The following is a 13,781-nucleotide window of genomic DNA, read 5'->3' on the forward strand; positions in this document are numbered from 1 at the left end:
GTCGAGCCTTTATTCTTTGGGTGCTTTTTTTGTGAGCTGCTTCTCGAACGCGATATCGAGCTTGCTGACGCGCCGTGGCGGACCGGGCGAGATGCCGTTGACGAAGGCGACGAAATCGTCGAGCTCCAACGGCGCGCACAACGGCGGCAGGCCGGGTCCCTCGGTCAGGAAGAAGTGGCCGCTGCCGGTGCGCGACATCGAATACTTGGCATTGCCGCTGCGGACCTTGAGGCGGTCGACGGCCGACGTGGCCCGGGTTGCGCGGCCGCTCATAGCGCCACCGTGCGGTTTTCCAGCCAGGCCAGCGCGTCGCCGGACAACAGCGGCAGCAAACGGCCGCGCACCGTGGCGTGGTAGTCGTTGAGCCAGCGCTTTTCGTCGTCGCGCAGCAGCGAGGGCTCGATGCAGCGCGTGTCGATCGGACACAGGGTCAGCGTCTCGAACTGCAGGAAGTCGCCGAACTCGGTCTGGCCGGCGGGCCGGTTGAGCACCAGGTTTTCAATCCGGATGCCCCATTTGCCCGGGCGGTAAAGGCCCGGTTCTATCGATGTGATCATGCCTGGTTCCATAGCGGTGTGCGGCTCCGGCATCGCCGATTGCGAGATCGACTGCGGGCCTTCGTGCACGTTGAGGAAATAGCCGACGCCATGGCCGGTGCCGTGGCCGAAATCGAGCCCTTCGGCCCATAACGGCGCGCGGGCGATGGCGTCGAGCATCGGGGATTTGGTCCCGCGCGGGAAGCGCGCGGACGACAGCGCGATGACGCCCTTGAGCACCAGCGTGAAGTCGCGTTTATGTTCGGCGGTGATGGCGCCGACGGCCACCACGCGCGTGATGTCGGTGGTGCCGCCCAAATACTGGCCGCCGGAATCGATCAGCAGCAGGCCGTCGCCCTCGATCACGGCGTGGTGCGCCTCGCTGGCGCGGTAGTGCATGATCGCGCCGTTGGCACGGAAGCCGGCGATGGTGGCGAAGCTCGGACTGATAAAACCCGGCCGGCGCGCGCGCGCCGCCGTGATGTGGCGGTCGATCGCCACTTCGGTCAAAGGGGCTCTGGCGGGATCGGCCAGCGTCTGCTCCAGCCATGTGAAGAACTCGCACAGCGCGGCGCCGTCCTGCTCCATCGTCGCGCGGATGTGGCTTGCATCCTGCTCGCTCTTTTGCGACTTGGCGAAGGTGGTCGGGTTGACCGCCTCGATCACGCGGACTTCTTCCGGCACGCACTGGCGGGTGCCGAAGGTCACGCGGCGCGGATCGACCAGCAGCGTGGCATCTCGCGGCAAGTCGGCCAGCGCCCCGGCGATGGCGCCGTAGGGGGCGACATGGATATCCTGCTCCGCCAGTTGTTTAACCAGCTCGGCGGCGATTTTGCCGTCGGCGACGAACAAGGTCGCACGGGTCGGCGTAATCAGCGCGTGCGCCAGGAAGACCGGATTGAAATTGACGTCCGCGCCGCGCAAATTGAATAGATAGGCGATATCGTCCAAGGTGGAGATCAGGTGCCGGTCTGCGCCCAGCCGTTGCATCGCGTCGCGCAACTCGGCCAGTTTGGCGGTGCGGCTTTTCGACGCGTACGGCGGCTGGTGTTCGTAGACCGGCGTCGCCGGCAGAGCGGGACGATCGGTCCAGATCTCGTCGAGCGGATCGAGATCGGTGCGCAAGGCGACGCCTTTCGCGTCCAGCGCCTGCCGCAGCAGGCGCGCGATCGCCAGGCCCAGTACCGCGCCGTCCACGGCCAGGGTCTGGCCGGCTTGCAGGTTGGCGGCCAGCCAGTCGACATACTGCACGCTGGCGCCGGAGGCGAGCTTCATCAGCCCGATAGCGGTGCCGGCCAGTTCTTGCTCGGCCTGGGTCCAGTAGCGCGCGTCGGTCCAGACGCCGGCAAAATCGGCGGTGACGATGAAGGTGCCGACCGAGCCGGTGAAACCGGACAGCCACTCGCGGCCCTTCCAGCGGGCCGGCAGGTATTCGGACAGGTGGGGATCGGCAGACGGCACCAGCAGCGCGTCGATCCGGTGCCGGCGCATCGCCGCCCGCAACAGCGCCAGGCGCTCGGGGACGTGGGTGGTATCTGAAATATCCATGGGTAGCTTGAATCCGGTGCGCCGCCGGTGCGGCATAGCTTGTCGCTATGATACCGCGATTGCCTTAGCGCTGGTTTGCCGTCACCGTTGAACCATGTGGGGCGCCACACCGAAATCGGCATTGCCCGTTTTCTCGACCAGAAAGTCGATAAACACCCGCACGCGCTGCGGCATGTGGCGCTGGTTGCGGAAAATCGCGTGGATCTCCTCGGTGTCGCCCGGATTGAAACCAGGTAGCACCTCCACCAACCGTCCAGCCCCGATATCGTGGCCGATGTGGAACAGCGCCAGACGCGCGACGCCCAGGCCGTCGATAGTCAACTGGCGCATCGTCTCGCCGTTATTGGTCAACATGCCGCCGCCGACCTGGCGATATACCGTGTGCCCGTCGATGAGGAACGGCCACTCGTCCAGCGCGCGCCGAAAGTTAAAGTTAAAACAACGATGGAGGGCTAGGTCGTCGGGATGGGCGGGGGTGCCGTGCGCGGCCAGATAGGCCGGCGACGCCACCACCGCCAGCCGGCTCCGCCCCAACGGGCGGGCGCGGAAACTGGCGTCCGCGAGCGGTCCCATGCGAATCGCGACATCGACCCGCTCGCGCTGCAAATCGACCAGGGCGTCCGTCAGCGACAGATCCAGCGTGATATCCGGATAGCGCCGGCTAAATTCCGGGATGACCGGCAACAGCTGATGCGTGCCGAACGGCAGCGACACATTCACGCGCAACAAACCGTGCGCGGCCACCTTGCCCTGGGCGATGCCCTGCTCCGCCTCTTCGATATCATCCAGGATGCGCACGCAACTGTCGTAGAAATGCCTCCCCTCGCTGGTGACGGCGAGCTGCCGGGTTGAGCGCTGCAACAACAGCACGCCGAGGCGCTCCTCGATGCGCGTGACGAGCTTGCTGACCGCCGACGGCGTCAGATTGAGGAGCTTGCCGGCGGCGGAAAAACTACCCGTTTCGACAACTTTGGCAAACACCAGCATCTCACCGCTGCGGCTATCCATGGTCGATCACTTGTGAATTGAATTCACAGATCATATTCCATTATGGTGTCTTATCAAAGCATTCCGCGCTGACCATACTGCATGCATACCAACTAAAGGAATACATCATGCATCTGAATCTGGAAGGTAAAACGGCGCTCGTCAGCGCTTCGACGGCCGGCATCGGCCACGCCATCGCGCTGCAACTACTGCAAGATGGCGCGCGCGTCATCATTAACGGACGCAGCGACAACACGGTCATGCAAACCGTGACGGCTTTAAACCGGCAATTCGGCGATGGTCGCGCATTACCCCTGGTGGCGGATATGAGTGTGGCGGGAAGCGAAAGCACAGCGGCGGCGCATTATCCCGAAATCGATATCCTGGTGAATAACATGGGCACCTACGCGCTGAGCGATTTCTTTTCCACGTCCGACGAGGATTGGCAGCGCATGTTTGAAGTGAATGTCTGGAGTGGCGTCCGCCTGGCCCGCACTTATTTGAAAGGCATGCTGGAACGTGGCAATGGACGGGTCATATTTATTTCCAGCGAAGTCGCATTGACGCCCATGGCATCGATGGCGCATTACAGCGCCAGCAAGGCGACGCAATTATCGATATCGCGCAGTCTGGCTGAATTAACCAAGGGAACGAAAGTAACGGTTAATTCGGTGCTTCCCGGTCCGACTGAAACGGAGAGTTTAAAGGGTTTTATTTCGTCGGTGAATCCAGAACTGTCATATGGGGAAGCCGAGCGCAAGTTCATGGCGGAGAATCGGCCGTCTTCCCTTATTTACCGGCTGGCTAAACCGCATGAAGTCGCCAACGTGGTCACCTTCCTGGCCAGCGAGCGTGCGGCGGTGATCAACGGCGCGGCCATCCGCGCCGAAGGCGGAACGGTGCCGACCATCGCGTAACAGGCATTTGCCACGCAATTGCCCGCTATCCGTGCTAAATATTGGCGTGTATTCGCCAATTTCCGGCACGAGGGCTCAGGCTTCGTAGCGCCGCAGGCCTTCCAGATCGAGTATGCGGATGCCGCCGTAATCGACGCGCAGCAGGCCTTGTTTCTCCAGCAGATGCAAAGCCTGATGCGCGCGCTGGCGCGATGCGCCGGAAAGAAGTCCTAATTCCTCCTGCGATATTTGAATCAGCTTTTCCAGGCCGGGATAAAGGTGGGAATTAAACATCGATGCAAGACATCGTGCCACTCTGGTATCGGGATTGAGCAATCTGTCGTTTTCCACCATGCCGATAAATTGCCCGAGACGCTCGTTCAATTGCATCAGCAGGAATCGGGTAAAAGGCAAACTCGAATCCAGCAACCACATAAATGTGGAAGCCGGCATGCGCGCGATGCGGGCATCGCGCAATGCCATCGCATCATATTTAAGAATCTCGTTCTTTAATATCGAACCCTCGCCGAACCAGCCGCCCGCCGGCACACCGGTAAATGTCACGCTTTTACCGGAGCGCGAGAAGTTATTCATCTTGACCATCCCGTCGATAATACCGAGCCAATTCTCGACCATATCCCCTTTGCGGCAAACATAACCACCCTTGGGGACGAAGGTTTCAAAGGTATCGGCCTCGACGCGCGCCATTTGTTCCGGCGTCAGGCTTTGCGCCCAAATGGCCGTCCGCAGTGCTTCTTTCAGAGAACAATGTTGATCAGGCATTATTGCGTCGCACCATAGAAAAGTCGGTCAATTGTCGTCGAAACGACAACGCAGGTCTTTGTGTCAGGCTAATATCATCACACAAGAAGCTGTACACAAGTACAAGAAAAGCAACCGGAGACAACTGGTGCAAAACAATCAAGAGACTTTTCCTCGCCGCCTGCTCGCGCACGGCCAGGTCAGACCCGGCAAACCCGCGTTCCGCGAAAAATACCTTGGCATCTGGCAAAGCTGGAACTGGGCGCAGGTGAACGACGAAGTTCGCGCGCTCGCCTGCGGGCTGGCCGCGCTGGGGTTCGAACGCGGCATGAACCTGGCCATCATCGGCGACAACCGTCCGCGCCTGTACTGGGCGATGCTGGCCGCGCAGTGCCTCGGCGGCGTGCCGGTGCCGCTGTACCAGGACGCGCCGGCCGCCGACATGGCCTACGTGCTGGAAAACGCCGAGATCCATTACGCCATCGTCGAAGACCAGGAGCAGGTCGACAAGTTAATGGAATTGCAAACGTTGTACCCGCATGTCCGCCACATCGCCTACGACGACGAGCGCGGCATGCGCCACTACCGCCAGCCGGGATTGATGTCCTTCGCCCGCCTGCAGGAGCTGGGGCGCGACTGGGACAAGGCCCATCCCGGCATGTTCGACGCCGCCGTCGATGCCGGCCAGGGCGGCGACAACGCCATCATCCTCTACACCTCGGGCACCACCGGCAAGCCGAAAGGCGTGTGCCAGACCCACGCCGCGCTGATCGCGGCCGGCATCGGCGGCGTCGGTTTCGAGAACCTCACCGACGCGGAGGACATCCTGTCCTATCTGCCGATGGCGTGGGTGGGCGACTGCCTGTTCTCCTTCGCGCAGGCGATGACGGCCGGTTTCACCGTCAACTGCCCCGAATCCGGCGACACCGTCATGACCGACATGCGCGAAATCGGTCCCACTTATTACTTCGCCCCGCCGCGCGTGTTCGAGAACATGCTCACTACCGTGATGATACGGATGGAGGACGCCGGCGCCATCAAACGCGCCATGTTCCATTACTTCATGGCGGTGGCGCGCCGCAGCGGCGCGGCGATTTTGGACGACAAACCGGTGCCGCTTGCCGACCGCCTGTCGTATGCGCTGGGCCGTGTGCTGGTCTACGGGCCGCTGAAAAACGTGCTCGGATTGTCGCGCGTGCGCGTCGCCTACACCGCCGGCGCCGCGATAGGACCCGATCTGTTCCGTTTCTATCGCTCCATCGGCGTCAATCTGAAGCAGTTTTACGGTTCGACCGAAACCTGCGCCTACATTTGCCTGCAACCGGACGGCCAGATCAAATTCGACAGCGTCGGCCTGCCGGCGCCCGGCGTGGAGGTCAAACTGGCCGACAACGGCGAGGTGCTGGTGAAATCGCCAACACTGATGGATTGCTATTACAAGCGCCCCGACGCCACCCGCGAGGCGATCGACGCCCAAGGTTACTTCCACACCGGCGACGCCGGTGTGTTCGACCTGGAAGGCCATCTGAAGATCATCGACCGCGCCGCCGATGTCGGCCGGATGAACGGCGGCGCCATCTTCGCGCCAAATTACATCGAGAACAAACTCAAGTTCTTCCCGTTTATCAAAGAGGCGGTAGCGTTCGGCCATGAACGCGACGAGGTCTGCGCCTTCATCAATATCGACATCGAGGCCGTGGGTAACTGGGCGGAGCGGCGCGGCATCGCCTATTCCGGCTACACCGACCTGGCGGCGCATCCGCAAGTCTATGGTCTGGTCCGCGACTGCATCGAGCAGGTCAACGCCGACCTGGCCGCCGAGCCGATGATGGGCGACACGCAAATCCACCGCTATCTGGTGCTGCACAAGGAGCTCGATCCCGACGACGACGAGTTGACCCGCACGCGCAAGGTGCGGCGCAAATTCATCGCCGAAAAGTACGCGGTGCTGATCGCCGCGCTCTATGGCGGAAAAACGTCGCAATACATCGAGACGCAGGTAAAGTTTGAAGACGGCCGAACGGGCCTGGTGGCGGCGGATCTGAAGATAGAGCGCTGCAAGACCTTCCCCGCGGTCCAAGCAGCGGCATGACGGAGAGCGCGACCATGCAGATGAACGAACCAGACGCCCATTTCGGCGCCGACATCAACAGCGGGCGACGCGTCATCGGCGACGTGATCCTCGACCTGAAAAACATCTCGTTGTCGTTCGGCGGCGTGAAGGCGCTGACCGACATCTCCTTCGATGTGAAGAAGCACGAGATCCGCGCCATCATCGGCCCCAATGGCGCCGGCAAAAGCTCGATGCTGAACGTGATCAACGGCGTCTATCGCCCGCAACAGGGGGAGATCGTTTTTCGCGGCCGGCATAGCAAGAACATGGATTGCCATACCGCGGCCAAGGCGGGCATCGCGCGCACCTTCCAGAATATCGCGCTGTTCAAGGGGATGACGGTCCTCGACAATATCATGACCGGCCGTAACCTGAAGATGAAGTCCAACTTCCTGATGCAGGCGCTGTACTGGGGACCGGCGCGGCGCGAGGAAATCGAGCATCGGGTCAAGGCCGAGGAGATCATCGATTTCCTGGAGATCCAGGCGATCCGCAAAACGCCGGTTGGACGCCTGCCATACGGCCTGCAAAAACGCGTCGAATTGGGCCGGGCGCTGGCCGCCGAGCCTGAGGTCCTGCTGCTGGACGAGCCGATGGCCGGCATGAACGTGGAGGAAAAGCAGGACATGTGCCGCTTCATCCTCGACGTCAACGACCAATTCGGCACCACCATCGTCTTGATCGAGCACGATATGGGTGTGGTGATGGATATCTCGGACCGCGTGGTGGTTCTCGACTACGGCCGCAAGATCGGCGACGGCACGCCGGACGAGGTGCGCGGCAACCAGGATGTGATCAACGCCTACCTCGGAGTCGCGCATTCATGAACATCAACTTCTTCTTCGAGGTGCTGATCGGCGGCCTGCTGTCCGGTGTCATGTACGCGCTGGTGGCGATCGGCTTTGTGCTGATCTACAAGGCTTCCGGCGTGTTCAATTTCGCCCAGGGCGCGATGGTGTTCTTCGCCGCGCTGACCTGCGTCGGCATCATGGATAAATTCGGCGTGTCGCTGTGGGTGGCGATACCGCTGACGATCGTGGTGATGATATTGCTAGGCATCGCGATCGAAAAGGTGGTCCTGCGGCCGCTGGTCAACCAGCCCGAGATCACGCTGTTCATGGCCACCATCGGCCTGGCCTTCTTCATCGAGGGACTGGCGCAGCTGATGTGGGGCAATCAGGTACACAAGCTGGAACTGCCGATCGAGGACGTGCCATCGGAGTACCTGATGGAGAATTTCAACCTGCTGGTGTCGCAGTTCGACATCATGGCGGCGGCGGTGTGCGGCATCCTGGTTACCTCCCTGGCGCTGCTGTTCTCCAGGACCAAGGTGGGCCGCGCGCTGCGCGCCGTCGCCGACGATCACCAGGCCGCGCTGGCCGTGGGTATTCCGCTGCAACGCATCTGGGCGGTGCTGTGGGCGGTGGCCGGCGTGGTCGCGCTGGTGGCCGGTCTGCTGTGGGGCGCGCGAAACGGCGTGCAGTTCGCGCTGACCTTCGTCGCGCTGAAGGCGCTGCCGGTGCTGATCCTCGGCGGCTTCACGTCGATGCCCGGCGCGATCGTCGGCGGCCTGATTATCGGCGCGTCGGAAAAACTGGCGGAGGTGTATATCGGCCCGCTGGTCGGCGGCGGCATCGAGGGCTGGTTCCCGTACGTGCTGGCGCTGATGTTCCTTCTGGTGCGGCCGGAAGGCCTGTTTGGCGAAAAAATCATCCGCAGAATTTAAAAGCGAACCATAAAAGGCGCCCCATGCTCTACCGCGAAGCAGGACAATTCAAGACCAGCTATCAGGCCGACAGCCAGATCTTCCCCATCTTGCAGGACCGCATGGCGATGCTCGCGCTGCTGGTCGTCGCCATCGTGGTGGTGCCGCTGGTGGCGTCGCCCTATGCCCTGTCGGCGATCCTGATTCCGTTTCTGATCTTCTCGCTCGCCGCGCTGGGGCTCAACATCCTGACCGGCTACGCGGGCCAGCTCTCGCTCGGCACCGCCGCCTTCATGGCGGTGGGCGCCTTCGCCTCGTATAACTTCGTCGCCCGCATTCCGGGCATTCCCGTGCTGGTGGCGTTCGTGCTCGGGGGCCTGAGCGCGGCGGCGGTCGGCATCGCCTTCGGCCTGCCGTCGCTGCGGATACGCGGCTTCTACCTGGCCGCGTCGACCCTGGCCACGCAGTTCTTCGTCATCTGGTGCCTGACCAAGATCCCCTACCTGACCAACTACAGCGCCTCCGGCGTCATCACCGCACAGAAAATCGTCATCCTCGGCTACCAGTTCGATACGCCGGACCGCAAATACCTGCTGGTGCTCGGCGTGGTGGCGGTGATGGCGCTGCTGGCCAAGAACATGGTGCGCTCCAACGTCGGCCGCTCCTGGATGGCGGTGCGCGACATGGACGTGGCGGCGGAGGTGATCGGCTTCCGGCTGATGCGCACCAAGCTGCTGGCGTTCGCCGTCAGCTCCTTCTACTGCGGCGTGGCCGGCGCGCTATACGCCTTCGCTTACCTCGGCACCGTGGAACCGGAGGCCTACAACCTCGATCTGTCGTTCCGCATCCTGTTCATGATCATCATCGGCGGCGTCGGCTCGATCCTCGGCTCCTTCCTCGGCGCGGCCTTCATCGTGCTGCTGCCGGTGCTGCTCAATATTTTGGCACACAGCCTGTCGCTGCCGAACAGCGTGGCGTCCAACCTGGAGTTGATGGTGTTTGGCGCCTTGATCATATTTTTCCTGATCGTCGAGCCGCACGGCCTGGCACGTTTGTGGCAAATCGGTAAAGAGAAACTGCGCCTGTGGCCATTCCCGCACTGAGCGTAGTCACACCCAGCGTAGTAAACCAAGAGGAGACAACAATGAAAATCATCGCATCGTTCGCACTTGGAGCCGCCCTTGTCGCAACCATCGCGCCCGCGTTGGCGCAGCAGGCCGCCGGACAGTACGTCGCCCTGCCTTCGTACCGTGTCGGGCCTTATGCGGCGGGCGGTTCCGGTTTCTACGGCGGCATCATCGACTACTTCAACCTGGTCAATCTGTCGGGCGGCGTCAATGGCGTCAAGATCGCCTGGGAGGAATGCGAGACCGAATACAACCCGTCGCGCGGCGTCGAATGCTACGAGCGGCTAAAGACCAAGAACGGCGGCGCCACCCTGGTCGAACCGCTGTCCACCGGCGTCGCCTACGGTGTGCTCGACCGCCTGCCGACCGATAAAATCCCGATGACGATGATCGGCTACGGCCGCTCCGACGCCGCCAACGGCAAGGTCTTCCCCTACGTCTTCCCGCTCATCACAAGCTACTGGAACCAGGCCGCCGGCATGATCAAGTACCTGGGCGACAAAAACGGCGGCATGGACAAACTCAAAGGCAAGAAGATCGTGCATCTGTACCACGACTCGGCCTTCGGCAAGGAGCCCTTGCCGGTGCTGGAGGCGCTGTCCAAACAATACGGCTTTGAACTGATCAAGATCCCCGTCACGCCGCCGGGTAGCGAGCAGCAATCGCAATGGCTGCAGATCCGCCAGGCCAAGCCGGATCACGTGATCCTGTGGGGCTGGGGTTCGATGAACGCAGTGGCGATCAAGACCGCGCAGCGCAACGGCTTCCCGCGCGAGAAAATGCTCGGCGTCTGGTGGGCGGGATCGGAAGAGGACACCGTGCCGGCCGGCGACGCGGCCAAGGGCTACAGCGCGATGACCTTCAACACCCCCGGCAACTACCCGGTGATGGACGACATCAGAAAAAAACTCTACGAAGCCGGCAAGGGCAATCTGGCGGACCGAGACCGCATCGGCTCCGTGTACCATATGCGCGGCGTCAGCGCGGCCATCCTTTGGGTCGAGGCCATGCGCACCGCGCAGGAGAAGTTCGGCAAAGGCAAAGCCATCACCGGCGAGCAAATGCGCTGGGGCCTGGAGAACCTCAACGTCGACGAAGCGCGCCAAAAAGCCATCGGCGCGCTCGGCATGCTACCGGTGGTAAAGACCAGCTGCGACGACCACGAAGGCTCCGGCGCGGTGAAAGTGCAGCAGTGGGATGGCAAAAAATGGAACGCCATCACGCCCAACTGGGTGGTCGGCGACAAGGCGCTGACCCGCAAACTGCTGGAGGAAAGCTCCGCGACCTACGCGGCCGAGAAAAAAATCACGCCGGCCTGCGCAAAATGACGCCCTACCTCTCCGTCAACAACGTGGAAGTGATCTACGACCATGTGATCCTGGTGCTGAAAGGCGTGTCGCTCCAGGTCCCGCAGGGGAAAATCGTCGCGCTGCTGGGGGCCAATGGCGCCGGCAAGTCCACCACCTTGAAGACCATCTCCACCCTGCTGCGCGGAGAGCGTGGCGACGTCACCAAGGGCGACGTCCAGTTCAAGGGCGAACGCATCGACCAGCTCACGCCCAATGAACTGGTCAAGCGCGGCCTGTCGCAGGTGATGGAGGGGCGCCACTGCTTCGGGCACCTGACCATCGAGGAAAACCTGCTGACCGGCGCCTACACGCGCAGCCTGTCGCGGGCGGAGCTCAAGGAATCGCTGGACAAGGTGTACCACTACTTCCCGCGATTGAAGGAGCGCCGCACCAGCCAGGCCGGCTACACATCGGGCGGCGAACAGCAGATGTGCGCGATCGGCCGGGCGCTGATGGCCAAGCCGTCGATGATCTTGCTGGACGAGCCGTCGATGGGCATCGCGCCGCAAATTGTCGACGAGATTTTCGGCATCGTGAAGGACTTGAACGGCAAGGAGAACGTGTCCTTCCTGCTGGCCGAGCAAAACACCAACATCGCGCTGCGCTACGCCGATTTCGGCTACATCCTGGAAAACGGCCGCGTCGTGATGGAAGGCGCGGCCGCCGACCTGGCCAGCAATGAGGACGTCAAGGAGTTCTATCTAGGCGTGTCCGGCGCGGGCCGCAAGAGCTTCCGCGACATGAAGTTTTACCGCCGCCGCAAACGCTGGCTGGCCTGAGGACCCTCGCGCATGCATATCAATCAAGAGATCGGAGGACGGCAATCATGACGGATACCCTGGACAGCCTGGAAGTACGCACGCCCGAACAACGCGAGCGCGAACTGATGGCGCGCCTGCCGCAACTGGTGGCGCGCGCGAAGGCTGCCGCCGGCTGGTCGCGCATCCTGCGGGACGTGAACGCGGCCGACATCACCAGCCGCGCCGCGCTGGCGACTTTGCCGGTGACGCGCAAATCCGAACTGCACGCGCTGCAAAAGATGCAGCCTCCGTTCGGAGGCCTGAATACGACGCCGGTGGGACAATTGGCGCGCCTGTACATGTCGCCCGGCCCGATCTTCGACCCCGAAGGCAAGGGCCAGGACTGGTGGCGCTTCGGCCGTCCCATGTACGCGGCCGGCGTGCGTCCCGGCAGCCTGCTGCAAAACTGCTTCTCCTATCATTTCACGCCGGCGGCTTTCATGGTCGAAGGCGGCGCCGCACGCATCGGCTGCACCGTCATCCCGGCCGGCAGCGGCCAGACCGAGATGCAGGTGCAGGCGATCAGCGAGCTGCGGCCGGACACCTATGTCGGCACGCCCTCCTTTCTGAAGATCATCATCGAGAAGGCGCAGGAGATGGGCGCCGACATCAGTAGCATGACCAAGGCGCTGATGGGCGCCGAGGCGCTGCCCGAATCGCTGCGCGAGTGGTTCGCCAACAACGGCGTGCCGCATGTGCTGCAAACCTACGCCTCGGCCGATATCGGCAGCATCGCCTTCGAAACACGCAGCGGCGACGTGCGCCATCCCGGCATGGTGCTCGATGAAGACGTGATCCTGGAAATCGTCCGTCCCGGCAGCGGCGAGCCGGTGGCGGACGGCGAAATTGGCGAGGTGGTGGTCACCGTTTTCAATCCCGACTATCCGTTGATCCGCTTCGCCACCGGCGACCTGTCGGCGGTGTTGACCGGCGTGCCAGATTCGCCGTGCGGCCGCACCAACACCCGCATCAAGGGCTGGATGGGCCGCGCCGACCAGACCACCAAGGTGCGCGCGATGTTCGTCCATCCATCGCAAGTGCATGAGGTGACGCGCCGCCATCCGGAAATCGTCAAGGCGCGGCTGGTGATCTCCGGCCGGATGGCGCAGGACGTGATGACCTTGCACTGCGAGGTGGCCGATCCCGGCGCCGCCAGCGACGCTGCCATCGTCGAATCGATCCGCGAGCTCACCAAACTGCGTGGCGAGGTGCGTTTCGCCGCCATTGGCAGCCTGCCGAGCGACGGCAAGGTAATCGACGACGTACGGGATTACACGTAGGGCCGCGGCAAATCCTGTGGCGGGATAGCAACGGTGAGCGGCGGGAGGGGATATGGCGGATAATAGCGTTCTTCCACATGTTTTTAAAAGCCGAAGAAGACCATGCAAGACTTCCACCACAACCGCGCCCGCGCCCTGCTGGAGAACGCGGAAGAGCTGTTCAACAAAGAGACCGTCGACGGCGCCGTCACCGCGATGGCCGACACCCTCAACGCCCGTTTCAACCAAGCCGACAGCGAGGAGTTCCCGCTGGTGCTGGGCGTGATGGGCGGCGCGGTGGTCTTCACCGGGAACCTGCTGCCGCAGCTGACCTTCCCGCTCGAATTCGACTACATCCACGTCAGCCGCTACGGCGACGACGACCAGGGCGGACAAGTGGTGTGGAAAGTGGTGCCGCGTTCGAACGTGGCCGGCCGCGTCGTCATCGTGTTGGATGATATCCTCGACGAAGGCGAAACCTTAGCGCACGTCAAACAGCGCCTGCTCGACATGGGCGCGGCCGAAGTGGTGCTGGCCGTCTTCGCCGACAAGGCGATCGGCAAGCCCAAGCCGGTCAAGGCGGACATCGTCGGCATCACGATTCCGAACCGCTTCGTGGTCGGATTCGGCATGGACGCATACGGCTACTGGCGCAATCTGCCGGGACTGTGGGCGATCCAGACCGAGAACCAATAACGA

General features: G+C 62.5%; 13 protein-coding genes. 9 read left to right on the forward strand and 4 right to left on the reverse strand.

What is annotated here, in order from left to right; genetic code table 11:
* Positions 1-9: 9 nt before the first annotated feature.
* From MRBLMU1_RS14515 to MRBLMU1_RS14525, 3 genes are all read right to left on the reverse strand, one after another.
* Entirely contained in the window at positions 10-273 is a 264-nt protein-coding gene (locus MRBLMU1_RS14515; RefSeq protein WP_363502514.1) for a hypothetical protein, read from the reverse strand.
* Entirely contained in the window at positions 270-2,084 is a 1,815-nt protein-coding gene (locus tag MRBLMU1_RS14520) for an aminopeptidase P family protein (RefSeq protein WP_363502516.1), read from the reverse strand. Before MRBLMU1_RS14520 ends, MRBLMU1_RS14515 begins: the two co-directional genes overlap by 4 nt.
* Positions 2,085-2,165: 81 nt before the next feature.
* Positions 2,166-3,092 (reverse strand): LysR family transcriptional regulator, encoded by a 927-nt coding sequence (locus MRBLMU1_RS14525; protein WP_363502518.1) that lies wholly within the window; start codon positions 3,090-3,092, stop codon positions 2,166-2,168.
* Positions 3,093-3,199: 107 nt separating this feature from the next.
* Between MRBLMU1_RS14525 and MRBLMU1_RS14530 the strand changes: the two genes are divergently transcribed.
* Complete coding sequence (locus MRBLMU1_RS14530; protein ID WP_363502520.1) at positions 3,200-3,988, forward strand: SDR family NAD(P)-dependent oxidoreductase; 789 nt, start codon at positions 3,200-3,202, stop codon at positions 3,986-3,988.
* Between the two features lie 75 nt (positions 3,989-4,063).
* Here MRBLMU1_RS14530 and MRBLMU1_RS14535 read toward each other — a convergent pair whose 3' ends face one another.
* On the reverse strand, positions 4,064-4,750 hold the full coding sequence (locus MRBLMU1_RS14535; protein WP_414646077.1) for a Crp/Fnr family transcriptional regulator: 687 nt from the start codon (positions 4,748-4,750) through the stop codon (positions 4,064-4,066).
* A 124-nt stretch (positions 4,751-4,874) separates the two neighbouring features.
* On the opposite strand from MRBLMU1_RS14535, the gene MRBLMU1_RS14540 reads away from it, so the two are divergent.
* From MRBLMU1_RS14540 to MRBLMU1_RS14575, 8 genes are all read left to right on the forward strand, one after another.
* The gene (locus MRBLMU1_RS14540) at positions 4,875-6,821 is read left to right on the forward strand and encodes an AMP-binding protein (RefSeq protein WP_363502626.1); all 1,947 of its coding nucleotides are present in this window, start codon (positions 4,875-4,877) and stop codon (positions 6,819-6,821) included.
* 20 nt (positions 6,822-6,841) lie between these two features.
* On the forward strand, positions 6,842-7,669 hold the full coding sequence (locus MRBLMU1_RS14545; RefSeq protein WP_363502628.1) for an ABC transporter ATP-binding protein: 828 nt from the start codon (positions 6,842-6,844) through the stop codon (positions 7,667-7,669).
* Between the two features lie 2 nt (positions 7,670-7,671).
* Positions 7,672-8,568, forward strand: a complete 897-nt coding sequence (locus tag MRBLMU1_RS14550) for a branched-chain amino acid ABC transporter permease (protein ID WP_363502630.1) — start codon at positions 7,672-7,674, stop codon at positions 8,566-8,568.
* 23 nt (positions 8,569-8,591) lie between these two features.
* Positions 8,592-9,650: a branched-chain amino acid ABC transporter permease gene (locus MRBLMU1_RS14555; RefSeq protein ID WP_363502522.1), complete on the forward strand. Its 1,059-nt coding sequence runs from the start codon at positions 8,592-8,594 to the stop codon at positions 9,648-9,650.
* A 41-nt stretch (positions 9,651-9,691) separates the two neighbouring features.
* On the forward strand, positions 9,692-11,002 hold the full coding sequence (locus MRBLMU1_RS14560; protein WP_363502524.1) for an ABC transporter substrate-binding protein: 1,311 nt from the start codon (positions 9,692-9,694) through the stop codon (positions 11,000-11,002).
* A complete protein-coding gene (locus tag MRBLMU1_RS14565; protein ID WP_315221231.1) occupies positions 10,999-11,802 on the forward strand; it encodes an ABC transporter ATP-binding protein in 804 nt (267 codons plus the stop codon). Before MRBLMU1_RS14560 ends, MRBLMU1_RS14565 begins: the two co-directional genes overlap by 4 nt.
* A gap of 47 nt (positions 11,803-11,849) precedes the next feature.
* Positions 11,850-13,103: a phenylacetate--CoA ligase family protein gene (locus tag MRBLMU1_RS14570; RefSeq protein WP_363502526.1), complete on the forward strand. Its 1,254-nt coding sequence runs from the start codon at positions 11,850-11,852 to the stop codon at positions 13,101-13,103.
* Positions 13,104-13,205: 102 nt separating this feature from the next.
* Positions 13,206-13,778, forward strand: a complete 573-nt coding sequence (locus MRBLMU1_RS14575) for a hypoxanthine-guanine phosphoribosyltransferase (protein ID WP_363502528.1) — start codon at positions 13,206-13,208, stop codon at positions 13,776-13,778.
* Positions 13,779-13,781 lie beyond the last annotated feature (3 nt).

It is taken from the genome of Burkholderia sp. LMU1-1-1.1 (genome assembly GCF_040675865.1).
In the GTDB taxonomy this organism is placed as follows: domain Bacteria; phylum Pseudomonadota; class Gammaproteobacteria; order Burkholderiales; family Burkholderiaceae_D; genus Rugamonas.

Coding starts and splice junctions, on each gene's coding strand:
- MRBLMU1_RS14575 (WP_363502528.1), top strand. CDS start 13,206: ATGCAAGACTTCCACCACAACCGCGCCCGCGCCCTGCTGGAGAACGCG.
- MRBLMU1_RS14525 (WP_363502518.1), bottom strand. CDS start 3,092: ATGGATAGCCGCAGCGGTGAGATGCTGGTGTTTGCCAAAGTTGTCGAA.
- MRBLMU1_RS14515 (WP_363502514.1), bottom strand. CDS start 273: ATGAGCGGCCGCGCAACCCGGGCCACGTCGGCCGTCGACCGCCTCAAG.
- MRBLMU1_RS14520 (WP_363502516.1), bottom strand. CDS start 2,084: ATGGATATTTCAGATACCACCCACGTCCCCGAGCGCCTGGCGCTGTTG.
- MRBLMU1_RS14545 (WP_363502628.1), top strand. CDS start 6,842: ATGAACGAACCAGACGCCCATTTCGGCGCCGACATCAACAGCGGGCGA.
- MRBLMU1_RS14555 (WP_363502522.1), top strand. CDS start 8,592: ATGCTCTACCGCGAAGCAGGACAATTCAAGACCAGCTATCAGGCCGAC.
- MRBLMU1_RS14530 (WP_363502520.1), top strand. CDS start 3,200: ATGCATCTGAATCTGGAAGGTAAAACGGCGCTCGTCAGCGCTTCGACG.
- MRBLMU1_RS14570 (WP_363502526.1), top strand. CDS start 11,850: ATGACGGATACCCTGGACAGCCTGGAAGTACGCACGCCCGAACAACGC.
- MRBLMU1_RS14560 (WP_363502524.1), top strand. CDS start 9,692: ATGAAAATCATCGCATCGTTCGCACTTGGAGCCGCCCTTGTCGCAACC.
- MRBLMU1_RS14565 (WP_315221231.1), top strand. CDS start 10,999: ATGACGCCCTACCTCTCCGTCAACAACGTGGAAGTGATCTACGACCAT.
- MRBLMU1_RS14535 (WP_414646077.1), bottom strand. CDS start 4,750: ATGCCTGATCAACATTGTTCTCTGAAAGAAGCACTGCGGACGGCCATT.